This window comes from Paraburkholderia sediminicola, assembly GCF_046027825.1.
GTDB classification, from domain to species: Bacteria; Pseudomonadota; Gammaproteobacteria; order Burkholderiales; family Burkholderiaceae; genus Paraburkholderia; species Paraburkholderia sediminicola_D.
This window is the reverse complement of record NZ_JAQQDU010000087.1, coordinates 1-24,024: the sequence shown is the minus strand read 5'-3', so window position 1 is coordinate 24,024 and position 24,024 is coordinate 1. Positions and strand designations below refer to the sequence as shown.

Genomic DNA, 24,024 nt, shown 5'->3' with positions numbered 1-24,024 from the left:
CCACTGGAACTGGGTACCCCGTTTGCAAAAATGCCTTCTTATCGCGAACCCATTGGCCAGTAGTCCTGGGCCTTGAATGTCCGCAGGAAATCGAGGAGCGCCGCTGTGACCGCTTCCGGCGCCTCCTGCTGTATCCAATGGCCGACGCCGGGGAGCAGTGTGCTGGAGACCAGGCCTGGCAAGTTCTCCGAATGGGCAGCATAGGCGTCACGTCGCCAGTTCAACACAGGGTCCCGCGCGCCCGCTAGAAACATCGCCGGTTGTGTGATGCGCGCGCCGGCAAAGGCGCCGAGCAACCCCCAGTTCCGATCAAGATTGCGATACCAGTCGAGCGGCGCACGAAAGCCACGGGCGAACGCCGCTGTTTGCAGCCTGAGGTCCTCCGGCGTCAGCCAATCCGGCAGCCCTGCGGGCGCCGGGAAGGTCGCAAGAAATCCGCTCTCGGCGACCATCCCGTTCCAGAGCGGATCGGGCGCGGCGCCAGAGAGCCCCCAGTACATGCGGCGAAGGCTTTCCGCCGGATCAGCGTCAAGTTCTGCCTCGGCGCGACCGCGCGGTTCGAACCAGACCCAGTAGAAGCGGTGCCGCCCCCGGCGGCGCAGGGTCGCGAGCGGAGCCGAGGCGGTGCGAGGGATGAACGGAACCGACAGTCCAGCGACGCCGATAAACCGGTCAGGTCGCAACAGGGCCGCCGCCCAGGCGACGAGCGCGCCCCAATCATGACCGACGATCACGGCTTTCGGATGCCCGAGCGTATCGAGCAACCCGACCATGTCGCCCACCAGATGCAGAATCGTAAAATCTTCGATCGTTTCCGGCGCGCTGCTGCCGCCATAGCCCCGCATATCGGGTGCGATCACACGATAGCCCGCTTCGGCGAGCGCCGGCACCTGATGGCGCCAGGAATGCCGCGATTCCGGGAATCCGTGGCAGAGCAGGACCGGCAACCCGCTGCCGGCAATGTCGGCGCGTAGCTCGATCCCGTTGGTGGCAAAGTCTCCGGTCTCGATGCGCATCACGCGGCCCCCGCGATCACGGTTTGCATGGTTTGGGACGCGGCTGGAACGAGAGAGTCAGCGGAAAAGTCACCCACGTTTAGCTCCTGTATGCTTTTTTCAAGCGGCTATCGGATAGTAATTCGGGCAATACGAAACTATCGTGCCGGCGCAGCGTAGCATTCCCGCACACGTAGGTGCCTGACTGCAAACCCTGATCCAAGCCCCGTCGGCGCAGCGGTCTTTTCTCCCTTCTCCCGATACCTGGCACGCGCCGGGAGTCCGTCGTGCTTTACTCCGGAAATGCCTCGGCACACGCCTGTCGGACCTGTTCGATCACCGTCGCCCACTGCGCGCCCAACGGTTGACGGAACAGGCGAACCGTATCCGGATACCAGGGGGAGTCCGTGCGTTCGTGCATCCAGCGCCAGTCGATCGCCTCTCCGGGCAGCATCACCCAGCACTGCGTACCGACGGAGGCGGCGAGATGCGCAATCGCTGTATCCACGCAGATGACAAGATCGAGCTGCGCGATGATGGCCGCGCTGTCGGCCATGTCCGTTACATCGGACCCGAGATCCAGCAGCGGCTGGTTGGCGGCCGGCGATTGGGCTTCGTCCTCGCCCTCCCCCTTTTGCAGACTCACGAAGCGCAGTCCGGGCACGCTCCAGAGTGGCGCCAGCATCGCGAGGGATCGCAGCGACCGGTTCGCATCGTTCTGGTGTAGGGCATTACCTTTCCACACGAGCCCGATCCTGCGCCCCGCAGGAAGCGTTGCAAGGCGCACGCGCCAGGATTCGAGGAGAGACGGATCCAGCGTCAGCCGGACAGGCAACGGAATGGTGTCCGTCGTCGTGCGCTGATACAGCGGCGCGCTCAATGGACTCATCCAGTAATCGTAATTCGCCGCTGCAGCCCATCCCGCCTCGTGAGCCAGCACCACGTCGACGCCCTCGACCGCGGCGAACAGCCGGTGCAGCGTCGGCGCGCAGGCGAAGGCGATCTGGGCCGCGCCTTGCGCCTTGAGCCACTGAAAGTAGCGGGCAAAGTGAATCGCATCGCCGAGCCCGCCCTCCTGCCAGACCAGCAGCTTTTTTCCTGCCAGTGCTTCGCCCCGCCAGCGGGGACGACCTATGACTTTCTGCGTCTTATGCTGCATGGATTTAGGATCCGCGTGACGCGCCTCATAGAGCCGCCATCCTTCCTCGAAGCGCCCCATGCTGAGCAGCAGTATCGCCAGCGCGTACTTCGCCATGTGATAGTCGCCGCGAATGGCGAGCGCCTGCCGGTAGGCGGCCTCGGCTTCCGGCAGGCGTCCGAGTTCCTTCAGGATGTTGCCGAGGTTGCTGTAACCCATGACGAAGTCAGGGCGTAGCGCGACTGCCCGCTGATACGCCTCTGCCGCTTCGTGCCAACGGCCGAGCGGTCTGAGTACGGTGCCGAGGTTGTAATGAAATTCGAGGCGATCAGGGTGAATGCGTGCCGCTTGCCGGTAAGCCGCCTCTGCTTCGGACATTCGCCCCTGATCCTGGAGCAAAGACCCAAGCTGGTTGTGTACGTCCGCGAGATCCGGACTCACCTCCAGCAATTGCCGAAACAGCGCTTCCATGTCGGGCAGGCGGTTGAGTCCTTTCAGCAAGGTGGCGAGGTTCAGGTATGCGTCGACGAATCGCGGATTCGCTTCGATCGATCGGCGCCAATAGGACTCGGCATCGCTGAGACGGCCCAAGCCAAGCGAGCTGACCGCCGCAAGCTGCAACGCCTCGGCCAACACGTTGTCCTCTAAAGGCGGCTGCAACTCGAACAGCGGCGTCACCTTCTCCAGCGCGTCGGTGAACCTGGCCGTTGAGTCCGGCTGCGCGACCGGCTCGTCTCTGTCAGCGTTGGAGGACTCGCCGGTGGTTGATGGACACATAGTGGATCAGAGCGATTGGAACGCGCGTTTCATGACGGCGATGGACGATTTCCGCCCATACGAAATCGAAGTATGGGCGACAAACAGGCCAGAAAAGGCACCGCCTGTATCACGTGCTGGGTAGCGAAATGATAGTGGGTGCCAGCATAGCAGGGCAGGCGCCGGATGAGCGTCCGGACACCGCCCGTTACGCCCACTGCTAGAATAGATGCCCTTTTCCGTGGAGACGCACATGTCCTGGTTCATCTATGAAGTGCCCGAATACAACGAAGACGGGGCGCGCATCGAACCCTTCAGCGACCTGCGTAGCCGCGTCCTGAAAGTCAGTGGGCCGGCAATGGCCGACGAACTCGAGAGCGTCCGCGCGAACGCCGCGACCACGGCGGATACCCCGGCGCACCCGCTGCGCAGCGTGGACAATCCGCACGTATTCCCGATCCCCTATGCCGACTCCATGATCCTGGTCGGGTTCATCTTCGAACTGAAGCGGGAGTCCCGGCGTCTGGTGGTGTCGCCCGTGGAAATGCCCTGGCTGAAAGACGCGTAAACCCAAGACGCGTAAAGCCTCGCCCCGACCCGTCTGCCGCGCTCAACGCCCTGTGCGTAGGCGTTGCGGACGATCTTCGTCGTGAGGGCTATACTGGGCCCACCACCGGCACGAGGACCGAAACAGGCAGCACTGCCTTTTTCGAAGAACGAGTAGGGCCGTGGATCAGAAAGAGGAGTATGAGCGATGGCCAATCAGGTGATTTTCAGCGGCGCGCCGTCGCAGGCCTGCAACCTTCCGGCGCTCCTGAAGGGCGGCGCGGTCATGGCGATGATTGGCGCTATTCATGTCTTTGCGTTGAACGCTTTCCCGCTTCAGTGGCCTGTGCTGCTGGCACAAGCCTGCGCGGTCCTGATCGGTGTCGCTTTGCCGTTCGTCAAAACCGCGTTCACCCGAATCGTCATCGACACTACGCGCATTACCTGGACGCAAGGCATTCTGCATCGCCGTACATCGAGTCTCGATCTTTCCCGGATTCAACACATCACCTCGATCCATCCCTGGTGGCTGCGTCTATTCGGCACCGGCACGATCATCCTGACGACCAACGACGCCGCGCATCCCGTGCGGCGTTTGCCAGGCATCCGGAACGCAGACCAGCTCGGCAAGCGGCTTGGCGAGGCGGTCGCGATGCAACGCGAACGGCTGATTCCCGCCAGCACGAGTGAGGCATGCTACCGCGCGGCATGAGGTCGTTCTTCGGCGCTCAGGCGCCAGGCTTGGCCGCGTTTTGCGCGACCTGCTTGCGATAGTAGCGATCCACGCCGCTCGAAAACCGCACCCCAGGATTAGCACTCGGTGCAGTTTTCCCACCGCTCTTCTATAAATCATGTAGGGGAGGACCGTGCATTGTCGTACCGTGCTATCGATGCATTCATGTATCGATCGGCCCACTAAACGCGCGCCTGGCCCTGGCACTCTGACCGCCATGGAGGTGCACTGTGTTGCACCCAACTCTTGCACGCACCTGGCTTCCCGCTGCCCTGATAGCAGCATGTCTCTCTGGCTACCCGTGCCTGCTGCCGGCGGCGAATGCCGACGCCGTGGCGCCACCACCGGTGAAGGCGAAGCGGGTTTCACCCGTCAACGCTTCAGCGTCGGTCGACTTCCCTACGATCGTGGAACGATACGGGCCCGCCGTCGTAAATATCAGCGCGACTGCCCCTGCGCAGCCAGCGTCGCCACCCGCCCCCGCGGCCATGGATGCTGACGATCCCCTTCTCGCCCTCGTCAAGCATGTGGTGCCGCTATCGCAGGCGTCTCAAGGCAGTTCGGCACGCGTCATCACCGGGATGGGCTCCGGCTTTATCGTGAGTCCCGACGGCCTCATTCTGACCACCGCTCATGTAGTGGATCAAGCCGACGAAGTGACGGTCAGGCTGACCGATCGACGCGAGTTCAAGGCAAAGGTCGTGGCGGTCGACATCCAGAGCGACATCGCGATCATTCAGGTCGATGCCACGAAGCTCCCGACGGTCAAACTGGGTGACTCGGCGCGCGTGCGCGTCGGTGAACCGGTACTCGCGATCGGCTCGCCCGACAGCTTCGAGAATACCGTTGCGGCCGGCATTGTCAGCGCCACGACTCGCACGCTTCAGGACGGCAGCAGTTCTCCCTTTTTTCAAACCGATCTCGCCGCCAGCCCGGACAATTCGGGCGGCCCCCTGTTCAACCGTGCCGGCGAGGTGGTCGGCATCGACGTGCAGACTTACGCGGACTCAGACCGATCTCCCAACCTCGCCTTTGCCATCCCGATCAACCTGGCGGCCAAGGTGCGCTCGCAGATGCAAGCCACCCAAGCGCCCTCTCCGGGCGGCCTTGGCGTGGACGTACAGGACGTTGGCCCGGGTCTCGCCGCGGCTTTTGGCCTGCCACGGCCGGCAGGTGCGCTGGTCAACGCCGTGCAGCCGGGCACATCGGCTGCCGCGAGCGGCGTCAAGCCTGGCGACGTGATCATCCGGATCGGCGACAAGCCGATCGATCACTCGGCCGAACTCGGCGACGATGCGGCTGCTTTGCCGCCAGGGACGAAAACCACACTCAGGCTGATCCGCAATCACCGGCCGATGACCATGACGGTCATGGTCAGCGCGTCCGCGGAAAGCCCCAAAGCTCGACCAGCCGAAGGCAGTACAGGGGATCGTCTGGGCTTGAGCATGCATCCGCTGAATGAGGACGAGCGGCGTGCGAGCGATTTAGCCGTGGGTCTGATGGTGGACGGCGTTGATGGGCCGGCGGCCAGCGCCGGCATCCAGCCAGGCGATATCGTCCTGTCGCTCAATGACACGCTGGTCGAAACGTCGGCGGACGTGACCGCGCTGGAAGCAAAGGCAGGGAAACAGGTCGCCGTGCTGATCCAGCGCAACCACGCGCGCAGTTTTGTTTCGGTCGAGCTTAGATGATTCGCGCCAGAATCGACCCGGCAAAAACGTTGCCCAAACGGAAAACGTAGCGGGTCACTGGCTTGCCAACCCGCGTACGCCATCCAGCAACTTGTCGATCTCCGACTCCGTCGTCAGATAGCTGACCGACGCACGCGCGATCTGCTTAAGTCCTCTGGACTCCATATCGAGCGGCGTGTAGGTGACACCGTTACTGCCGATCACAACCCCCTGATCCGCCAGCTTGCGCTGTACCGATGCCGCCTCCAGACCCGCTATGTTGAACGCCACCAGCCCGGACTGCTCCCGGCCCTGGTCCAGCACCGTCACGCCGGGAATCCCGGCGAGTTGCACACGCAAACCTTGTGCAATGCCGTCGATCCGCGCGCGAATATTCTCGATGCCAATCTCCAATGCCTCTTCCAACGCGTTAGCCAGTCCGCAATGCAGCGCCAGCGACGCTTCCGCCGGCTCGAAACGCACCGCGTCGTCCCGCAAGACGGGTTCGCCGTCGGCACCCGGCGGCGCGGATCGCATGTCGACGAATGCGGGCGTCAAACGGGATAGAAAATCGTCTCGCACATACAGCAGGCCGGTGCCTCTCGGACCACGCAGCGCCTTGCGGCACACACCGGTCAGGACGTCGCAACCCACCTCGACGACATCGACAGGAAGTTGCCCAACCGCCTGGGCAGCATCGACGAAGTAGGGAATGCCGTGGCGGCGGGCGACCTGCCCGATCGCCGCGGCCGGATTGATCAGTCCGCCGTTCGCCGGCATCCACGTCAGCGCGATCAGGCGCACACGGTCGTCAAGCATGGCCTCCAGCACCGACGGATCCACGGCACCGCTGGCATCGGACGGAATCACTTCGATTGTCGCGCCTGCGCGCTGCGCCGACAGGCGCATGGCTGCCAGATTCCCGCCCCATTCGTGACGCCCGACCAGGATCCGCTCGCCGGACGCCCAAGGTCCCAACGCGGCGAATGCGGCGCCCCAGCCGGCCGAGTTGCCGGTGGTCAAAGCGATCTCGGCCGGCCGGGCATTCAGCAGGCGCGCCGCAAGCGAGCGCGCGCGCTCAGTCTGCTCACGTCCGGCTACGCCGGCTTCCATCGGCCCCGTGGTGGCTTCGAGCCAAAGGTAAGCGTGGATCGCTTCCAACGTGGCGGAGGACGCCAGCGAGGCCCCCGCGTGATTGAAATGGGTGGTGCGTTGAGCACCAGGTGTGCGGGCGCGCAACGCATCCACGGCAGCAAGCGAGAGAGGAGAAGACATGGTTGTTCCAAAGACGCGCGTGGGGTTCACGCTGGTGTAAGGGAGATAACGGCTTCCACTTCAACGGCCACACCGGAGGGCAGCGACGCGACGCCGACAGCACTGCGTGCGTGGCGGCCGGCCTCGCCCAATACCTGCACGATCAGGTCGGACGCGCCGTTGGCAACCACGCCCTGACGATTGAAGTCCGGCGTGCTGGCGACAAACACGCCCAGACGAACGACGCGCGCCACACGGTCCAGCCGGTCCCCTGTGGCAACCACAATCTGCGACAGAATGCCCAGCGCCGAAAGGCGTGCTGCCTCTACGCCGTCCTCCTCCGTGAGCGTGTCGCCGAGCCGGCCGGGGCAGGCCGGCTGGCCACCCTTGCGTGATATCTGACCGGATATAAAGAGAAGATTGCCTTCCTGCACAAAAGGCACGTAGTTGGCGGCCGGGGCGGCGGCGGATTCGAGCGTCAGGCCGAGTTCGGCGACGCGTGCGGAGATTGAAGAGGTCATGTCAGGTGCGTCCGATCGTAAGGGAGTTCCGATCCTATTGGCTCGACCTTCGCGTGACCAATCAATTTTTGCACGTCATGCATGAGCGAAACTAATGCGTACCGTCTAACGCTTCCTGCCCGGCTGTCTGCATGAGCCAGGAGCGGAAGGCAGACGCCGGGTCACCCAAGGTCCCCTTGGGTGTCACGAGCCACCAACCGATGCGCGGGTCGTCGAGCACGGCATCGGGCAGCGCCTCGACCAGTGCCTTGCTCGCCAGTTGCTGGGCAATCAGCCGATGGCGGCCCATGGCGATGCCCTGTCCGGCGAGGGCCGCTTCCACGACGATGTTGTAGTCATGCAGTTGCACGCGTTGCACCCTGGCCAGGTCCAGCCCGAAACGATGCGCCCAGACTTCCCACTCGAACGAATGCGTCGAATACGAAGCCAGAAACGGGAAGCGCAACAGGTCCTGGGGCTTGCGCGGACGGCGCTTTCCCTCGAGAAGAGATGGCACGCAAACCAGCGACAGACGTTCGGACATGAGCTGCTGGGAACGCACGCCCGGCCAGCCGCCGCGACCGTATCGGATCGCCACGTCGACCTCGCCGCCGGACACATCGGCCAGCGCAATCTCGGGTCGCAGTTGCAGATCGATGCCGGGACGGGCGGCCGAAAATTCATGCAATCGCGGCGCCAGCCAGCGCGTCGCAAACGAAGCCAATATCCCCACCTTCAACGTGGCCCGTTCGTCGACGTGGACGCGAATCTCGCGGGTGCCGGCCCGCAAAAGCTCGAATGCCGCGTGCACCTTGTCGTAGTACGCCCGTCCCTCCGGAGTGAGTTCGATGGCGCGTGTGCGTCGTTCGAACAACGGAACGCCCAGGTCAGCTTCGAGCTTCTGAATCTGGTGACTGACGGCGCTTTGTGTCACGAAGAGTTCCTGAGCCGCAAGACTGAAACTCAGACGCCTCGCGGCGGCTTCAAAAGCGCGTAACGACAGAAGAGGCGGTAATGGACGGGCAGGATGCATCGGGCATGAGCGATAGGCGCGAGGAGTTTGCCATGCTACGCCACTTGGTAGGGCAGCGCGCCGGCCGGAGACAGCCTGGCGCGAAAGCGCATGAACGAACGAGCGGGACGACCGCTGCACGCGCTACCGCAAGCCAGCCGCAATCTCGACGTTCGAGACCATCGCGATGAGTCGTGGCGCAATTTCGTCGATCAACCGGCGTCCCTGCGACGATTGTGCCGGCACCGCGCAATTGAACACCAGCGTCTCCGCGTCGACCGGTGCGCACAACGGCACACCGACGCCGTAGGCGTTCTTCAGCGCATCGCCATAGGAGAAGCAGGCGCCGGTTTGCTGGTAGTCGTGAAGCGCCTGCTGCACCTGCGCCCCGTACTGTTGCCACTGGTCGGGCACGGCAATGCGTAGCCGGTTCAGCGCCACCTCACGTTCCTGCGGCGCCACCGCCGCGAGCCACGCCCGTCCCATTGCCATGCGCAGAATCGGACGCACCGCGCCGACGTCGGGCCGCGCACGAATTCGCTTATCGCGCGGACAACATTCGATGTAGACCATATTCGACTGATCCCGCATGCCAAGCGAGACGGACCCGCGCACCTGAAGCGCAAGCTCGCGCATGAACGGCCGCGCGATCTGCCGGATACGCATGCCGGCCAGCAGCGGGTAGCCCATCGACAGCACACCGCCGCCGAGCCGGTAGTTGCGCGCCGCTTCGTCATGACGCAGGTAGCCGAGTTCCGTCAACGTGTAGGCAAGCCGGGAGACCGTGGCCTTCGACAACCCCGTACGCGCCACAAAATCCTTATTGCCCAGCGCAACTTCTCCGGGCTGGAAACAGCGCAGGATTTCCAGACCGCGCGCGAGCGTGAAGGCAAACTGACGATCGTCCTCTTCGGGAAATGAGTCCACGGATGGCCGCTCAACAGGCGGCAGGCCGGGCGAGTTTCGCGCGTTGTCGGCGGCCACCTGCTGCGAGGCATGCTGCGAACCAAGCTGCCGTTCGAGTGACTCCACCATCGCCACGAGGCGCGGCGCGATCACGTCGACGAGTGTCCGGTCGGCCAGTTGCAAGCGCGGCACGCCACAATTGAAAACGAAGGTTTCCGAATTGATCGGTTCGCGCATCGGCACGGCGACCGCATGAATTTCACGCTCCACATCGCCTTCGCTCAGCGCAAAGCCGCGTTCTGCAAACGCGCGTAGGGCGGCCGCGAGGTCGGTGTGATACGCGTCCCATTGCACAGGATCGCAAACGCGAACCTGCTCGAGCACGGCAGCGCGTTGCGCGGGTTCGGCACAGCCCAGCCAGGCCCGGCCTATCGCGGAAGCGAGAATGGGCAGCGAAGCACCCGTATCCGGACGAAACGCCAGCAAGTCATGACCACGCGCCGTCTCGACATACACCATCTGCGAGCGGTCACGAATACCGAGCGACACCGACCCGCGCGCCGCATCGGCAAGCTCCCTCATCAACGGTCGCGCCAGTTCGCGGATACGCAGACCTTGCAGAAGCGGATAGCCCACCGACACGACCGCCGAGCCCAGCCGATATTTACGCAGGGTGTTGTCATAGCGCAGAAAGCCGAGCATGGCGAGCGTATACGTCAGCCGCGACACGGTCGCTTTCGACAGGCCAGTGCGCTCAGCGAAGTCCTTGTTGCTGAGAATCGGGTCGCCGACCTTGAAACAGTTCAACAACGCGAGACCATGCGCGAGCGTGGTGGCGAACTGGGGATTACGGAGTGGATTCGGAGCCATCGTCTCGTGCGGAAAAAGCGCTTGGCGCGTGCTTCTGTCCATTGAAGCACATTCGCTATCCCGCTTCCATGCGTGTTTAACATAGCGAAACCCTAGTATCGGCATCCTGTCAGATTGTTAGGCTCGACCCACCCCTACAGTTCTACGCGGAGTGGTATCCATGCCTTTACCATCCCGTCAGCAGGCGGCGCTCGGCCCGCTGTTCAATCCCCAATCGATCGCCGTTGTCGGTGCCTCGTCGAATCCCGCGAAGATCGGTGGCCTGCCGGTCGACTATCTGCTGAACCAGCGTTATCCCGGCGCGATTTATCCGGTCAACCCGAAGCAGGAGCGCATCCTGGGCCTGCAGGCCTACCCGAGCCTTCGCGACATCGGTGCGCCGATCGACATGGCCATCTGCGCGGTGCCCGCATCGGGTGTCATGTCTGCTGTCGAGGACGCGGCAGCCGCCGGTGTCCGTTCGATCGTGATGTTCTCGTCCGGTTTTGCTGAAACGGGAGCCGAAGGTGTACGCGCGCAGAACGATCTGCGCGCGCTCGTCAAGGAAAGTGCGATCCGCTTACTCGGACCGAACTGCCTTGGCTTCGTCAACAATCATCAAGGCGTGTACGCGACGTTCACCCCGGCGCTGAAAATCGCCGCGCCGCTGCGCGGCAACATCGGGCTGATCAGTCAAAGCGGCGCGTTCGGGATCTTCGCGTTGATGCTTGCGCAACGTCGCGGCCTCGGCATCAGCCATTTCGTCTCGACGGGCAATGAAGCGGACATCGAACTCGCCGACGCGCTCGCGTGGCAAGCGCTCGACCCCGCGACTTCCGTGATCCTGTGCTACCTCGAAGGCGCGCGCGACGGCGAGAAACTGTGCGCGGCGCTCGAACTGGCGCGCGCCCAGCGCAAACCCGTCGTGATGTGCAAGGTCGGCCGCACCGCGCAGGGCGCCGCGGCCGCCGCGTCGCACACCGCGTCGCTGGCCGGTTGCGACGAGATCTACGACGCCGTGCTGCGCCAGTACGGCGTGTACCGTGCGCAAGACATTCACGAGCTATTCGACATCGGCTATGCGTGTTCGGTCGCGCCGTTACCGGCCTCCGATGCGCTCGGCATCGTGTCGATTTCCGGTGGCGCCGGCGTCTTGATGGTCGATGAAGCCGACCGGCTTGGGCTCTCCGTGCCTCCGCTGGCGGAGGCAGGACGGCAGGCGATTCTCAAGCGCGTGCCGTTCGCGTCCGCGGTCAATCCGGTCGATATCACCGGCCAGATACTCAACGAGCCCGCGCTGCTAGGCGACGCCATCGACACGATGCTGGAGCACGGTCAGTACGGCGCGATGGTGTCGTTCCAGGCCGTCACCGGCATCTCACCGGAGCACAGACCGCTCGTCACCGAGTTGTGGGCGCGCGTGCGCGCCGCCCATCCGGCACTGACCATCGCCGTCGTCTCCCTCTTCGACGAGCAGAACCGCGATGTTCTCGAGTCGCAGCGCTGTCTGACGTTCGAGGAGCCCGCTGCCGCCGTGCGGGCGATCGCCGCGCTGCACGCGTTTAGCCAGCATTTCGAGCGGCAGGCGGCACCGATTGCGCTCCCTGAACCGGTCGCCATCGACCGTCCGCGTTTCGACGAAGCCGATGCGCTCCGCCTGCTGGCCGACGCCAGCATCCCGGTGGTGTCGAGCCGGGTGGCGAGAAGCGCGGACGAGGCGGCCAGCGAGGCCGCCGCGCTCGGCTTTCCGGTGTTGCTGAAGGTGCTGTCCGCCGACATCGCGCATAAATCGGATGTGGGCGGGGTTGCGCTGGGGCTGGCCGATTCGCAGGCGGTGCGGGGCGCCTTCGCGCGGATCACGGAGAGCGCCGCGCGCGCCGTGCCTGACGCGCAGATCGAAGGCGTGCTCGTCGCGCCGATGGTCCAGGGCGGCGTCGAATGCATTCTCGGCGTGACACGCGATCCGGTGTTCGGCCCGGTCGTTATGTTCGGACTCGGCGGCATTCTCGTCGAAGTCCTCAAGGACGTGACGTTCCGGCAGGCCCCCTTCGACGTCGCGGAAGCGCACCGGATGATTCGCGAGATTCGCGCATGGCCGGTGCTGACTGGCGTGCGTGGCCAGGCACCCGTAGACGTCGACACGCTCGCCGAAACGCTGGCCACGCTGTCCCGCTTCGCCACGGCCAACGCCGGCAGCATCGAGTCGATCGACATCAATCCGTTCATCGTGCGGCCCAAAGGCCAGGCTTCGTACGCCGTCGATGCGCTCGTGGTCAGGCGGGCTTGCGCGCCGCGTGATCCGGAGGCGCATTAGGCCCCGTCCAGTTGATCTTCGTTTCACCCGCACAAACACAAAATAGAACCATGGAGACTCGTCAATGAAAACTCGCTATCTCGCCTGGGCGCTGGGCACCCTCGCCTTCAGCGCGCATGCACAAAGCAGCGTCACGCTGTACGGCCTGATCGACTACGGACTCACCTACGTGAACAGCGCGCAAACCGCTCGAACCGCAGCGGGCCCACATGGGGCATCCCAGTTCGCGCTGACCGACGGCAGTGCGACCGGCGTGGCCGGAAGCCGCTGGGGCATGCGCGTTGTCGAGGACCTCGGCGGTGGTCTGCAAGCGCTCGCCGTGCTCGAAAACGGCTTCACGCTGAATAACGGCGCACTCGCACAAGGCGGCGCCGAGTTCGGGCGACAGGCTTACGTCGGCCTGTCCGGTGGCTTCGGCAAGCTGACGCTGGGCCGGCAATACGACACGTACACCGATTTCGTGCAGCCGTTGACCGCCACGGGGCAATGGGCGGGCTATATGGGCGCACAACCCGACGACGTCGATAGCCTGTCGAACACCAGCCGGATCAACAACGCCATCAAATTCCGGACTCCGGATTATCGTGGTTTCGCGGCAGCCGGTCTGTACAGCCTTGGCGGCGTTGCCGGAAGCGTCACCCAGAATCAGTTGTGGTCACTCGGCGCAAGCTACAGCGTCGGCGCCATGTCGCTGGCAGCCGGCTATCTGAATGCCCGCGATCCGAATCTGTCCTTGTATGGCACGACGCCCAATAAAGGACCTGCCACCTCGAACAATATCGGCTCGTTCGGTTCGCCCACCGCGCCTGAGTCCTATCCGGTCGACGCCGGCTATGCATCGGCCAGCACGACCCAGCTCGCCGGCGCGGCCGTGCAGTACGCGTTCGACCTCGTCACGCTCGGCTTCGTGATAACGAATACCCGTTTCGAAGGCCTGGGCTCCGCGGCCGGCCCCGATCCGTTGAAATATACGGGCACAGCAGCATTCACGAGTCTGGAGTTCAGCGTGAAATCGCAGGTCACGCCTGCGCTTCTGCTCGCTAGCGCATTCCATTACACCGATCGCAACTCGGTGAACGGCGACGGCGGCGCCAAATACCTGCAACTGGATCTCGGCACGATCTACAACCTGTCGAAACGAACCAGCGTCTATCTGCTGACCGTGCTGCAGCGGGCCAGCGGCCGCGACTCGCTCGGACAACCCGCGGTCGCATCGATCAGCGGTTTCAGTCCGTCCGCGACGAACCATCAGATCGGTGTTCGTCTCGCGTTGCAAGAACGATTCTGAGTCCGGCGGGTTACGCCTGAATCAGAGCGCCGATCACCGGTCACCGCCTGGACACGCGGCACTTGTGCCGCGCGTTCCCGCAATCAGATCCACGGAGAAGACATGTTCCACATAAGCACTCGATGGCGCGCATGGATCGTCGTCGCCATGATGTTCCTGTTCATGTTGATCAATTTCGCCGACAAGGCCGTCATCGGTCTCGCGGCGGTGCCGATGATGCACGATCTCGGACTGACGCCGCAGCAACTGGGCCTCGTCGGCAGCAGCTTCTTTCTACTGTTTTCGACGGCCGGTGTGCTGTTCGGCTTTGCCGCCAACCGCATCAAGACGAAATGGCTGCTAGCGGTGCTTGCGCTCACGTGGGCGCTAGTGCAGTTTCCGCTCGTCGGCACGGTGTCGTTTCCCTTGCTGATCCTCTGCCGGATTCTGCTCGGCGCGGGCGAGGGTCCGGCCTACCCGCTCGCCATTCACGCGACCTATAAATGGTTCGACAACAGCAAGCGCAGCGTACCCAGCGCGATCGTGCTGCAAGGCGCCAACGCCGGGATGCTGCTGGCCGGCCCGTGCCTGACCTTTCTGATCATTCACTACGACTGGCATAGTGCGTTCCTCGTGCTCGGCATCGCCGGCTGTCTGTGGACGGTGCTGTGGCTGTTGCTGGGTGCCGAAGGTACGGTCGACGAGGCAGCCGATCCGGCGGTCCCGGATACGGCAGCTCAGCTCGCGGCCCGGCGTGTTCCCTACCGGCATCTTTTCCTCGATCCGACGCTGGCGGGTTGCGTCCTGCTGACCTTCGTCGGCTATTCAGTGCTGTCGGTCGGATTCACCTGGTTTCCGGCCTACCTGCGGCTCGCGCTTGGCTATCCGGCGGCCGACGCAGGCTGGCTGTTCTCGCTGATCGTCGGCGCGGGCATTCCCGTCACGCTCGCCGTGTCCGTCCTTTCCCAGTGGCTTGCCGGCAAGGGTGTGAGTTCGCGTCTGTCGCGCGGCGTCATGACGAGCGTGCCGGTCGCACTGGCAGGTCTCGCGCTATTCGGCACCACGCTTCCGATCGATACGGGCATCAAGGTGCTGTGCCTGAGCGCGACGAGCGTGCTGAGCCAGCTGATCTTTTTCTTCGCCCCGCTAATCATCGGCGAAGTCACGCCCACCGGGCAGCGCGCCGCCTGGCTCGGCATCAATGCTTCGCTGGGTACGCTGGCGGGTCTCATCGCGCCGGCGCTGATGGGGCACTTCGTGGGTGACACGCAGGGGATCGCCGAAGGCTTCCGGCATGGTTTCACTGTACTGGGATGCGTTCTGGTGCCATGCGGCTTGCTCGGCATCTGCCTACTGAACCCCGAACGCTCGGTGCGCCGTTTGCAGCACTTCCAGGCACGCGCCGATAACGTTCGCGATGATCTTGCTGCAACGTCATCCGGACGGGAAGAAGCGGCTTAACGGTATCAAAGCGCAGCTCCAAAACGCAGCCTGCCAGTAAGCGGACAGGCTGCGCTTCAGATCACCGCTGCGCCATCTCGCCGACCCGCTCGACCGGCGGAATCGTGTACGCCTTCGACAGAATCGCCTCGCGCGGATGGTACAGGCGCAAGATGAGATAGAAGCGGCCCGCGGGTGCAGGCAGCCAGTTCGACAACCCCTGCTGCGGCTGATTGTGCTGGATCAGAATCTCTAGCGAACCATCCGGGCCGTAGCGCAGATCACGCGTGCGATCGCCGATCGCATGGCGCCGGATCGGGTTGTCCACGAAACAGAAATCGCTGCCGTAGAGCGATACGGACCAGAAGGCATCCACGGGGGGCAGCTCTCCAGCAGGAAAGCGCAAAACGTAGTCCTGCTCGCCGTTGAGTGGCTCGCCGTGCCCGTCGAAGTCGCACAGCGCATAGAGCGCCTCCTCGCTCGCGAGCGCGCCGAGCCCTTTCATCGCGGTACAGGCCCGCGCCAGATAGTCCGTGCCCAACCTGCCGCCCGCGTAGTTGATCGACCATGAGCGGGCGCGGCGGCTACGGGTATGACCTTCGACAATCTCGACACCGGCCGCAACCGCCTTTCGCAACGCCGCCACCTGCGCGTCACCGAGCGCATCAGCGTCGAACGTTCGATGCGGTGCAATGCCGATGCGGGAGAACTGCGCGACGAGTCCCGTATCCACCGCGGGCGGCGGATCGTCGGCCATCGCTCTCGCCAGGTTCGCGAAGAACGTCTCGCCTGACTCAGCCCAGGACTGGTAGGCCGCGACCGCGCGCGGCAAGCGGCCCGGCGCCGTCGCGCGCAAGGTGAAGCCTGCCTGGAAGGCACGCGCTTCCTCCATGTCTTCGACACCGTCGATCAGCACACGGCCCAGCACCCATACGAGATTCGTCGGGCAGCGGATTTCGATCGAACCGGGCGGCAGCGAGCCCGACCAGCCCGGCCCGACGATGGCGAAGGTCGCCGCCGACGGACCCACTACGCGTGGGCCGAGGTTGTGGAAGTTATCGCTGTACGCGTCGATGAATTCCATCACGAAGTAACGCCCGGTCGGCGCCGGCGTCGAGAGCATGACGGGGCCGTCAGCAAGATTCAGCCAGGCCATCGAGTAAAGCAGGTCATTGGCCGGCGTGACGACATCACGATCCTCGTGGGTCCACGGCCGCGAGCAATGCGAGAACTGGTTGATCGGGGCGCGCCCGTTGTTCTGCGGCTCGTCGACGGCGGTCATGAGCGCGCAGGTGCGCACGATCTCGACGAGCGGATAACCGTATATGAACGCCTGAACGCCTGCTACATAAGCCCATTCCTGCTGTGCATTGCCAATGGTCATGCGAGAAACTCCATGAGGATCTGCCTGCATGCGCGGGAGCGCACAGGAGGCGGGATACCGCGCTCCCTTTGCAAGCGTGAGGAGCCCAAAGTATAGGCAGCGGAGGCCTCCCGAGTGTTTAACATAGCGAAACCCTAGTTCCGTTATCCAGCCGTCCCGGTAGGCTTGATCCGACTCCTTCCCGTCCATAGCCGGAGCGGCATCCATGTCTTGTTCTGCAACTGAAAACATCACCGCACTCGCCCGCGATGCAGTGCTCTATACGCTGCCGCTATTCGAAATGGCGCGAGCGCGCGCTGCGATGTGCCCGCGCCGTGACGACAGCGGCCAGTTTGCCGGCGACAGTCCGGATTCGACACTCGGCTGGGTCAATCAACTGGTGCGCGGACGCCAGTTGCTGGGCCCGCGCAACCGCGAAGTCGTGACGCCCAATAACGACACGCTTTACCTCAGCGCATGGCTGGACCTTGGCGACGAACCGCTCGTGCTGGAGGTGCCCGACACAGCGGACCGCTACTACGTACTCGGTCTGCTGGACTTCTACACCAACCCGTTCGAATCGATTGGCACGCGCACAACCGGCAACGGCGCGCGGCGCTTTCTTTTGCATCACGGCAAGGTCGCGCCGCCCGCCGACGACGACCTCACGCCGATCGCCTGCCCCACGCGGGACGTCTGGATGATCGGCCGCATCCTGGTCGACGGCAAGGACGCTCTGGCCGCCGTGCATGCGCTGCAGGATCGCTTCGTGTTGAAGACGCTCAGTGGTCAACCCGCGAAGCGGCGCTTCGACGTCGGCGTGCCGCGGCGTGCGGCAGTGGGTGATCCGCGGCTCTATGCGGCCGTGGTCAACGCGGCGCTCGTGCGCAATCCTCCGCCTGCCGCGGAATCCGCGCTCGTCGCTCAGTTTGCTGCTGTCGGTATGGGTGCGGACATCGACGCATCGACGCTCGAGGCGCCCACGCTGGACGCCGTCGGCCGCGCGCTCGACCAGGTGATCGGTGAACTGGGTGTGCCCCAACCGTCGGCGCTTGGTGGTGGATGGTTCCTGCCAGTGGAAGTCCGCGCATCGTTCGGCGATGACTACCTGACGCGTGCACACGTTAGCCGGAACTACATCGGTGCGCTCGGCATCGAGGAGGCCATGTACGTCGCCGCCGACTGCGACAGCGAAGGGCGTCCGCTCGACGGGCGCTACGCGTACGAACTCTCGTTCCCGCCCGATGGTCTGCCGCAGGCGCAGGCCTTCTGGTCGATCACGATGTACGACAAAGCCTCATGCATGCTGGTGGATAACGCGATCGACCGGTATTCGATCGGCGATCGCTCGCCGCAACTGCACTACGACGAGCACGGCCTGACATTGCGTCTATCGGCCGCGCCACCGGCCGACGCCGCAACGCGATCCAACTGGCTGCCTGCGCCAGATGATCTGTTTTACATCATCCTTCGCATCTACATCCCGAGCGTGGTCCATCTCGAGCAACGTTTTCGCTATCCACCGATTCGCCGCGTGCAACCCCATGAAGGTGGCGTACGCCCTGATCGGAGCAGCGCGGCGAGTTGAGCGCGTTGAGCACGAGTACGGCTGTTGCGTTCTCGGACCCGATGAAGATCCGATCCGCAACAGCCGTCAACTCCTTAGGTCAATTAACGGGCTGAGGCGCCGGGAAAGTCCAGGCGCCGCTGAGAATCTCGGCACGCGGACGGTACAGTCGCACGGTGTAATTCCAGCCGGCGACAACGGGCAGGCAATTGGCCACCTGTCCGTCGCAACCACCGAACTGCATGGTAATTGAACCGTCGGCACCCTTCTTCGCGGTGAGGTTGTTGATCGAGTACGCGTTTGACGGGTTCTTCTCAAAGTACCCTTGCGCGTTGTAGACGCTCACTGACCAGAACGCATCCACGGGGACGTCCTTGACCGTGAGTCGATACACGGTCTTGCCGTCGTTCTTCGCCGGCGTGAAGTTGAGGTAAGTGGCGTCCTTGTCCGGATTGCCGCCCCAGGCCGCCGCGCTGCCCACCAGGCGTCGTACCGGGTTGACCTCCTCTTTGGTGCCGAACGCTCCCTTGAAATCCGGAATCGTGGAAGCGAGCACCAGCAGCGCATCACGAACCTTCTTCTGACTCGCTGCATCCCAGTTGGGCAAATCAAGCTTGCCAGGCGCCTTCTGGCTGACGGTGATCGCGTCCTGCAGGGCGTGGACCTGCTTGATGTCGTCCGGGCTATTCGGGTCGACCAGCGTTCGTATCCCGACGACAACGTAACGCGTCCCAACATTCTCCCGCGTCAGGGTATGCGTACCCGCACCGTAGAACACGTTCGGTACGTAGTGGTCCTCGTTGATAACCTGCAATGCCATGTACCGCTTGCCCGCATCAGGCATCTTGATCGTCACCGGCCCGGCGTCGAGATCGAAGACGCCCGATGTATAGAGCGTGTCGCGATTCAGGCGGATGATGGTCTGATGATCGATCGATGCGGGCTCGCGTCGATGAAGCAGTTTTCCCAGTCCCCCTTGCTTTGCCAGCGCACCGACATACATGTCTGATTCGGCGCGAACAAAATTATCGACGGTAACGGGAACCGTCGCGCCCGCTGACGGCGCCGCGGCAGTTTGCGCTTGAGCATGGCCAACGGCTGCGAGAACAAGCCCTGTAACGCAGGTAGTGATCAGTGAAGTTTTCATGAAGATTCTTTTTCTTGGTTGGAATCGCGCAGCCAACGTCCCAATGGCGGCGAAGTGCGGTCTGAAGCGGCACACCGGGATGCGCGCACAGACAAAAACAATTCGATTCGCATATCGTCCAGGCTCGATTCTGGTTTCGACCTCGTGGCATTCACGCCTGCTTCAAGCGAACAGCAGCGCTGATGGCCGTCGAAGGGTATCCCGAATGCAAAACCGCCCAAGTATCGACTGGATCAGGCAAATCGTAAAGATTGAACTCCGTCGCCGCATAGGTCGCGTGACGCCGCGCAAACCAGACACCCAAAGCAAGGTCTGGGCGCTTGCAGACCTTCACGCCAGCCGGCCTGTTCTCGGGCACGCGCGCCGCCAAAACAAAAAATCGACATTCGGCGACGGATTCCTGCGGGTTGCTCCGTTAAAGAAGTCGGAGCACAACATTCGCGGGTCAATCGCATCCTGACAGCGCTGAAAGCTTGCACGACAAAGCCGGCAAGCCTGATGCCACAGCTACCGCTATTGCCAACCCGTTTCCCGGCCCACGCGTTCGATTTCCCTGCCATGACAACTCAAATACTGGTCGTTGACGACGATGTCGAACTACTGGGATCGCTAGCCCACTTCCTCGGACGGGAGGGGATGACGGTCTCCGTGTTGCATGAGGTGAAGTCGCTCGGGGAACAGATCAAACGGGAGCCGCCCGATCTGATTGTCCTCGACCAGATCATGCAAGGCGTGAATGGCCTTGCAGCGCTGAGCACCCTACGCGCTGCGGGCAACACGGTCCCGGTGATTCTGACCTCAGGCGCCGACGACATGGATCGGATCGTCGGACTCGAAATGGGCGCGGACGACTGCATCGGCAAACCATTCAATCCTCGCGAGCTCCTGGCGCGCATGCGCGCCGTATTGCGGCGACAGACCCAGTCTGCGTCGAGCGCCGCACGCAAACAGCACGAGGTCGTTGGATTCGGCCCATTCACGCTCGACCTTCAGTTGCGGACGCTCAACACGGAGAACAGCCGGCTCACGCTATCGGCGGGAGAATTCGCGTTGCTTAAGGTCTTCGTCAATCACCCCATGCGGACGCTGACCCGGGAGAACTTGCTCGAGTTGCTGCACGGCCCGGAGGACGATCACACCGGCCGCGGGATCGATGTCCAGGTGTGGCGGTTGCGCAGAATCCTCGAGACCAACCCTTCCGCGCCGAGGTTCATCCAGACCGTCCGCAGCCATGGTTATGTGTTCGTGCCGGATGGCGCGCAACAAGCCACGCAGCATTGATTGCCCACCCATCTCGACGATCGCAAGCTTGAGTGCCGATGTGGACAAGGCGTTCAAGGCGCTGCATTATCCATGCTGTCTGACAGACACCCCCCGCAGCGCGGCAAGGCCAACGCTTCACGCGACGAACGTCGCGGCGCCGCCTGCAACTATTGACAACGCTGCAGCGTCGACGCCCTCTCCCCGTCGAGCGCGCGCGGCAAAGACCTGGCGAGCAGCGCCGAACGAGAGAGGCAAACAATGCCCAGGCACGACCCTGCGCTTCATCGCAATGAAAAGACCCCCATGACACCGGGTCGCCGGCGGCTTCTCATCGCTGGCGTGATACTGCTGATAGCCGTGCTAGGTTGGGGACTCTCGGTTATTCTCGAACCCGCCTTCCGGCACACGATCGTCATCACAACCGGCGCCGACAACGGGATCTATCGCGGCTTTGCGGATCGCTATGCCCCCATCCTGAAGCGCGATGGCATTACGCTCGATATCCGCAGCTCATCGGGTTCGAGCGAAAACTATCAGCGCTTGAAAGATCCGGACAGCGAATACGAAGTGGGCTTCATCCAGTCCGGCACCACCAGCCCGAAAGACACCGACCACCTGCAGACGATCGCCGCCGTTTCCTATGAACCGATCTGGGTGTTCTACCGTGGTGAGTCCACCATCACCCGGCTGGCACAACTACGCGGCAAGAGGATTTCAATCGGTGTTGCTGGCAGCGGCCTGCTGAACGTCTCGCAAGTCCTGCTCGGGTATAGCGGCATCACACGGGACAATACGACGTTGCTTGAAATGGACGCGACCCAGGCCTATCAGGGCCTCGAAAATGGTCAACTGGACGCTGCTTTCTTTATCGGCCGGCCCGATGCGGCCATGCAGACCACGCTGCTGAACAGCGATCTCAAACTGATGAGTTTTGCGCAGGCCGATGCGCTGGTGCAGAAATTCCCGTCGCTATCCAAGGTGATTTTTCCGCGCGCCGCGACCAGTATCGTCAACGATCTGCCGCAAACCGATGTCACGCTACTCGCCGCTACCGCTTTGCTCGTCGCCAAAGACACGCTGCACCCCGCGCTGGTCTACCTGTTGCTGGATGCGGCCAAAACCGTCCACGGCGGCGAAGATTACTTCACGCCGCTGGGCGTGTTTCCCAATCTGAACACCGAGGAATTTCCTGTTTCCGAAGAGAGCGAGCGCTATTTCAAAACGGGGCGCCCCTTCCTGCAGCGCTACCTGCCATTCTGGCTGGCCAGCTTTATCGAAAGGCGTCTGCTGATCCTGCTCCCCTTCATGGCCTTACTGCTGGGACTGCTGCAGGCGTTGCCGCGCATGGCCGAGGCGCGGATAAAAAAACGCCTGGTTGTCTGGTATCGCGAGATCAAAGCGCTGGAAGATGAAATATGGAAAAACCACCAGCCAACCCCGGACCAGATTGCGAAATGGCAGGATGAGATCGAGTACATCGATGCGCATGCCAACCAGATCCGGATGCCGCAGCGATACTTCCATGATGTTTACGCACTCAAACAGGCGATTGGCGTAGTCCGGGACCGAATTGCCCGCGTGGCAGGGGAGCGATAGCCGCGCGAACGAGTTTGCAACCTGCCGTACATGCAGATTCCCGGCGCGCATATGATCACGCGTACTATGCCGACTAGCCGCTTTACCGGCCATACTCAACAGCCGCAACCACCACGCGCCGCGCTTCACTCGAGGTGATATTCATGCTCAGGACTATTTCGCAAGCAAGCTTCGCAGCCATCGCCCTATCCATGCTAGCCGCGTGTGCAACGCCGCCCGCAAGCCCCCCGAGTGCATCCATCGACCCACCCCAAGCCGAGCGCGTGATGACGCTCACCGCGTCCGGCGTACAGAATTACTCGTGCGAGTTCGACGCACAGCAGCGTCTCGGATGGGTGTTCAAGAGTCCACTCGCGACGCTCTACGACGCGAGTGGTCACGCCGCGGTCCGGCATGGCGCGGGGCCGTCCTGGGAAGCGGAAGATGGCAGCCGGATCACGGGCCGCGTGATCGCACAGCAGCCCAGCGAAACACGTGCGAGCATTCCGCAGCTATTGCTCGAAGCGCATAGCACGTCCGGTAGCGGCGCACTTTCAGCGGTGCGGTATGTACAGCGCGTGCATACCGTCGGCGGGTTAGCGCCGACGGCACCGTGTTCGGCGGAACATGAAACCGGAAGCTCGCCCTATCTCGCGGACTACGTGTTCTACCGGTAACAGCCTCACGCTTCGCGTCGCGCGCCTACTTCACGCTGGCCTGGTCCGGCGGCGGTAGTGCCGGATCGAGTTTCGCGGACTCTCTGACAAGCTGATCCGTCATGGCAGCCGCAACCGGGTTCGAGCCAGGATGGTAGGCGTTGTTACGGCTGGGTTGGTCCGGCGGTGGCGGCGACTGCGGCAGCGCCGACGGCGGCGGCAGTGCCGGATCGAGTTTCGCGGACTCTTTGACCAACTCATCCGTCATCGCGGACGCAACGGGATTCGAGCCATGACGACGCAGACTGTCACGCCTGCTTTCGGATCGCGACTCCGGGATGGTCTTCGGCTCAACGTAAGCACGGACGGCGACCGGCTCGCGTGGTCGCGTGTCCGGTCGTACCCCTTGCGCGGCGACTTTAGCTGACGAGTCGGATTGTGCCACCGCTATCCCGCTCGTAGACTGCCCGGCGCCGGTCGCGGTGTTGCCCGAGAGAGGCACGGCGCCGACCACACTTCCCGCCGCCACATGGGCGTCATTCAATTGGGGAGAAGTCGCGGCCCATTCCGCTGAGCTATTTGTCGTGACGTCGGTGTCGACCGTCGAGCGATGATTTCTGTGTGACAGTAAGAAGACGCCGAATACCAACTCGACGATAAGCACTCCGACTATCAATGATGTACGTACATTCCTCATATTAACTAACGATTCGTTCAATCGATGCGATTGGATTGATGACGGCCGTCTGTTCGAACAACACGTCGAAGGGCAGGTTCGCAGTGTGAGCCTGCGATGGGATGAAGTGGGGACGACTGCGCGACCCGCACACGTTGATGGTTCAGTGGCAATGGTCCGGTGATTCACTCCACCGAACGGCACTGAACACCCTTCCTATGCTAATGCGAAAAAAAACTCTGTGCTGAACGGTCGCGCGGTGCGAGCGAGATAGTCAGAAAGCCGCTGGCATTCTCGGCGCCCGCGGCCACAGGGGACTACAGCGCGATGCGATGAAACTTTCAGTTGGGGACGGGCCATTTTCTCGTCCGGAGTAGTCAGATATTTGTCGGCAACG

Annotated in this window: 20 protein-coding genes; 11 read left to right on the top strand and 9 right to left on the bottom strand. The window is 63.1% G+C overall.

Going from position 1 to position 24,024, the window contains the following annotated elements; genetic code table 11:
- Positions 1-38 precede the first annotated feature (38 nt).
- Together PQQ96_RS33075 and PQQ96_RS33070 are read right to left on the bottom strand one after the other, a co-directional pair.
- Positions 39-1,016 carry an alpha/beta fold hydrolase gene (locus PQQ96_RS33075; RefSeq protein WP_408300330.1) on the bottom strand — a complete coding sequence of 326 codons (978 nt, stop codon included), beginning with the start codon at positions 1,014-1,016 and terminating at the stop codon, positions 39-41.
- Between the two features lie 271 nt (positions 1,017-1,287).
- Positions 1,288-2,910, bottom strand: a complete 1,623-nt coding sequence (locus PQQ96_RS33070; protein WP_408300329.1) for a tetratricopeptide repeat-containing glycosyltransferase family protein — start codon at positions 2,908-2,910, stop codon at positions 1,288-1,290.
- 232 nt (positions 2,911-3,142) lie between these two features.
- Here PQQ96_RS33070 and PQQ96_RS33065 point away from each other — a divergent pair, with 232 nt between their 5' ends.
- From PQQ96_RS33065 to PQQ96_RS33055, 3 genes are all read left to right on the top strand, one after another.
- Entirely contained in the window at positions 3,143-3,457 is a 315-nt protein-coding gene (locus PQQ96_RS33065; RefSeq protein WP_172318331.1) for a helicase, read from the top strand.
- Between the two features lie 186 nt (positions 3,458-3,643).
- Complete coding sequence (locus PQQ96_RS33060) at positions 3,644-4,147, top strand: PH domain-containing protein (protein WP_408300327.1); 504 nt, start codon at positions 3,644-3,646, stop codon at positions 4,145-4,147.
- 251 nt (positions 4,148-4,398) lie between these two features.
- Complete coding sequence (locus PQQ96_RS33055) at positions 4,399-5,859, top strand: trypsin-like peptidase domain-containing protein (RefSeq protein WP_408300325.1); 1,461 nt, start codon at positions 4,399-4,401, stop codon at positions 5,857-5,859.
- A 54-nt stretch (positions 5,860-5,913) separates the two neighbouring features.
- On the opposite strand, the gene PQQ96_RS33050 is transcribed toward PQQ96_RS33055, so the two are convergent.
- From PQQ96_RS33050 to PQQ96_RS33035, 4 genes are all read right to left on the bottom strand, one after another.
- Positions 5,914-7,113 carry an aminotransferase class V-fold PLP-dependent enzyme gene (locus PQQ96_RS33050; RefSeq protein WP_408300323.1) on the bottom strand — a complete coding sequence of 400 codons (1,200 nt, stop codon included), beginning with the start codon at positions 7,111-7,113 and terminating at the stop codon, positions 5,914-5,916.
- Between the two features lie 26 nt (positions 7,114-7,139).
- Positions 7,140-7,613 (bottom strand): RidA family protein, encoded by a 474-nt coding sequence (locus tag PQQ96_RS33045; protein ID WP_408300322.1) that lies wholly within the window; start codon positions 7,611-7,613, stop codon positions 7,140-7,142.
- 91 nt (positions 7,614-7,704) lie between these two features.
- Positions 7,705-8,625 carry a transcriptional regulator GcvA gene (gene gcvA / locus PQQ96_RS33040; protein ID WP_408300320.1) on the bottom strand — a complete coding sequence of 307 codons (921 nt, stop codon included), beginning with the start codon at positions 8,623-8,625 and terminating at the stop codon, positions 7,705-7,707.
- A gap of 123 nt (positions 8,626-8,748) precedes the next feature.
- Positions 8,749-10,380, bottom strand: coding sequence for an IclR family transcriptional regulator (locus PQQ96_RS33035; protein ID WP_408300318.1), 1,632 nt, complete (start codon positions 10,378-10,380; stop codon positions 8,749-8,751).
- Between the two features lie 160 nt (positions 10,381-10,540).
- Between PQQ96_RS33035 and PQQ96_RS33030 the strand changes: the two genes are divergently transcribed.
- The 3 genes from PQQ96_RS33030 to PQQ96_RS33020 all read left to right on the top strand — a co-directional run bounded on the left by PQQ96_RS33030 (position 10,541) and on the right by PQQ96_RS33020 (position 15,401).
- Positions 10,541-12,673 carry an acetate--CoA ligase family protein gene (locus PQQ96_RS33030; RefSeq protein WP_408300316.1) on the top strand — a complete coding sequence of 711 codons (2,133 nt, stop codon included), beginning with the start codon at positions 10,541-10,543 and terminating at the stop codon, positions 12,671-12,673.
- 64 nt (positions 12,674-12,737) lie between these two features.
- A complete protein-coding gene (locus tag PQQ96_RS33025) occupies positions 12,738-13,961 on the top strand; it encodes a porin (protein WP_408300315.1) in 1,224 nt (407 codons plus the stop codon).
- A 102-nt stretch (positions 13,962-14,063) separates the two neighbouring features.
- Positions 14,064-15,401: an MFS transporter gene (locus PQQ96_RS33020; protein WP_408300313.1), complete on the top strand. Its 1,338-nt coding sequence runs from the start codon at positions 14,064-14,066 to the stop codon at positions 15,399-15,401.
- A gap of 61 nt (positions 15,402-15,462) precedes the next feature.
- Here the strand turns inward: PQQ96_RS33020 and PQQ96_RS33015 are convergent, their stop codons facing one another.
- Positions 15,463-16,764, bottom strand: a complete 1,302-nt coding sequence (locus tag PQQ96_RS33015) for a DUF1254 domain-containing protein (protein WP_408300312.1) — start codon at positions 16,762-16,764, stop codon at positions 15,463-15,465.
- 205 nt (positions 16,765-16,969) lie between these two features.
- Here PQQ96_RS33015 and PQQ96_RS33010 point away from each other — a divergent pair, with 205 nt between their 5' ends.
- A complete protein-coding gene (locus PQQ96_RS33010) occupies positions 16,970-18,331 on the top strand; it encodes a DUF1254 domain-containing protein (RefSeq protein ID WP_408300310.1) in 1,362 nt (453 codons plus the stop codon).
- A 79-nt stretch (positions 18,332-18,410) separates the two neighbouring features.
- On the opposite strand, the gene PQQ96_RS33005 is transcribed toward PQQ96_RS33010, so the two are convergent.
- Positions 18,411-19,457, bottom strand: coding sequence for a DUF1214 domain-containing protein (locus tag PQQ96_RS33005; protein WP_408300309.1), 1,047 nt, complete (start codon positions 19,455-19,457; stop codon positions 18,411-18,413).
- On the opposite strand from PQQ96_RS33005, the gene PQQ96_RS33000 reads away from it, so the two are divergent.
- The 4 genes from PQQ96_RS33000 (at position 19,456) to PQQ96_RS32985 (ending at position 22,972) form a co-directional block, all read left to right on the top strand.
- Positions 19,456-19,917, top strand: a complete 462-nt coding sequence (locus PQQ96_RS33000) for a hypothetical protein (protein WP_408300307.1) — start codon at positions 19,456-19,458, stop codon at positions 19,915-19,917. The two genes, PQQ96_RS33005 and PQQ96_RS33000, sit on opposite strands and share 2 nt — an antisense overlap.
- Positions 19,918-20,015: 98 nt before the next feature.
- Positions 20,016-20,738, top strand: coding sequence for a response regulator (locus PQQ96_RS32995; protein WP_408300305.1), 723 nt, complete (start codon positions 20,016-20,018; stop codon positions 20,736-20,738).
- A 285-nt stretch (positions 20,739-21,023) separates the two neighbouring features.
- Positions 21,024-22,316: a TAXI family TRAP transporter solute-binding subunit gene (locus tag PQQ96_RS32990; RefSeq protein WP_408300303.1), complete on the top strand. Its 1,293-nt coding sequence runs from the start codon at positions 21,024-21,026 to the stop codon at positions 22,314-22,316.
- A gap of 143 nt (positions 22,317-22,459) precedes the next feature.
- Positions 22,460-22,972, top strand: coding sequence for a DUF3455 domain-containing protein (locus tag PQQ96_RS32985; RefSeq protein ID WP_408300301.1), 513 nt, complete (start codon positions 22,460-22,462; stop codon positions 22,970-22,972).
- 25 nt (positions 22,973-22,997) lie between these two features.
- Here PQQ96_RS32985 and PQQ96_RS32980 read toward each other — a convergent pair whose 3' ends face one another.
- Positions 22,998-23,495: a hypothetical protein gene (locus PQQ96_RS32980; RefSeq protein WP_408300299.1), complete on the bottom strand. Its 498-nt coding sequence runs from the start codon at positions 23,493-23,495 to the stop codon at positions 22,998-23,000.
- Positions 23,496-24,024: the final 529 nt, after the last annotated feature.

Excerpts from the sequence above, each read along its gene's own strand:
- PQQ96_RS33075 (WP_408300330.1), bottom strand. The coding sequence starts at position 1,016 with ATGCGCATCGAGACCGGAGACTTTGCCACCAACGGGATCGAGCTACGC.
- PQQ96_RS33070 (WP_408300329.1), bottom strand. The coding sequence starts at position 2,910 with ATGTGTCCATCAACCACCGGCGAGTCCTCCAACGCTGACAGAGACGAG.
- PQQ96_RS33065 (WP_172318331.1), top strand. The coding sequence starts at position 3,143 with ATGTCCTGGTTCATCTATGAAGTGCCCGAATACAACGAAGACGGGGCG.
- PQQ96_RS33060 (WP_408300327.1), top strand. The coding sequence starts at position 3,644 with ATGGCCAATCAGGTGATTTTCAGCGGCGCGCCGTCGCAGGCCTGCAAC.
- PQQ96_RS33050 (WP_408300323.1), bottom strand. The coding sequence starts at position 7,113 with ATGTCTTCTCCTCTCTCGCTTGCTGCCGTGGATGCGTTGCGCGCCCGC.
- PQQ96_RS33045 (WP_408300322.1), bottom strand. The coding sequence starts at position 7,613 with ATGACCTCTTCAATCTCCGCACGCGTCGCCGAACTCGGCCTGACGCTC.
- gcvA (WP_408300320.1), bottom strand. The coding sequence starts at position 8,625 with ATGCATCCTGCCCGTCCATTACCGCCTCTTCTGTCGTTACGCGCTTTT.
- PQQ96_RS33035 (WP_408300318.1), bottom strand. The coding sequence starts at position 10,380 with ATGGCTCCGAATCCACTCCGTAATCCCCAGTTCGCCACCACGCTCGCG.
- PQQ96_RS33030 (WP_408300316.1), top strand. The coding sequence starts at position 10,541 with ATGCCTTTACCATCCCGTCAGCAGGCGGCGCTCGGCCCGCTGTTCAAT.
- PQQ96_RS33025 (WP_408300315.1), top strand. The coding sequence starts at position 12,738 with ATGAAAACTCGCTATCTCGCCTGGGCGCTGGGCACCCTCGCCTTCAGC.
- PQQ96_RS33020 (WP_408300313.1), top strand. The coding sequence starts at position 14,064 with ATGTTCCACATAAGCACTCGATGGCGCGCATGGATCGTCGTCGCCATG.
- PQQ96_RS33015 (WP_408300312.1), bottom strand. The coding sequence starts at position 16,764 with ATGACCATTGGCAATGCACAGCAGGAATGGGCTTATGTAGCAGGCGTT.
- PQQ96_RS33010 (WP_408300310.1), top strand. The coding sequence starts at position 16,970 with ATGTCTTGTTCTGCAACTGAAAACATCACCGCACTCGCCCGCGATGCA.
- PQQ96_RS33000 (WP_408300307.1), top strand. The coding sequence starts at position 19,456 with ATGAAGATTCTTTTTCTTGGTTGGAATCGCGCAGCCAACGTCCCAATG.
- PQQ96_RS33005 (WP_408300309.1), bottom strand. The coding sequence starts at position 19,457 with ATGAAAACTTCACTGATCACTACCTGCGTTACAGGGCTTGTTCTCGCA.
- PQQ96_RS32995 (WP_408300305.1), top strand. The coding sequence starts at position 20,016 with ATGACAACTCAAATACTGGTCGTTGACGACGATGTCGAACTACTGGGA.
- PQQ96_RS32990 (WP_408300303.1), top strand. The coding sequence starts at position 21,024 with ATGACACCGGGTCGCCGGCGGCTTCTCATCGCTGGCGTGATACTGCTG.
- PQQ96_RS32985 (WP_408300301.1), top strand. The coding sequence starts at position 22,460 with ATGCTCAGGACTATTTCGCAAGCAAGCTTCGCAGCCATCGCCCTATCC.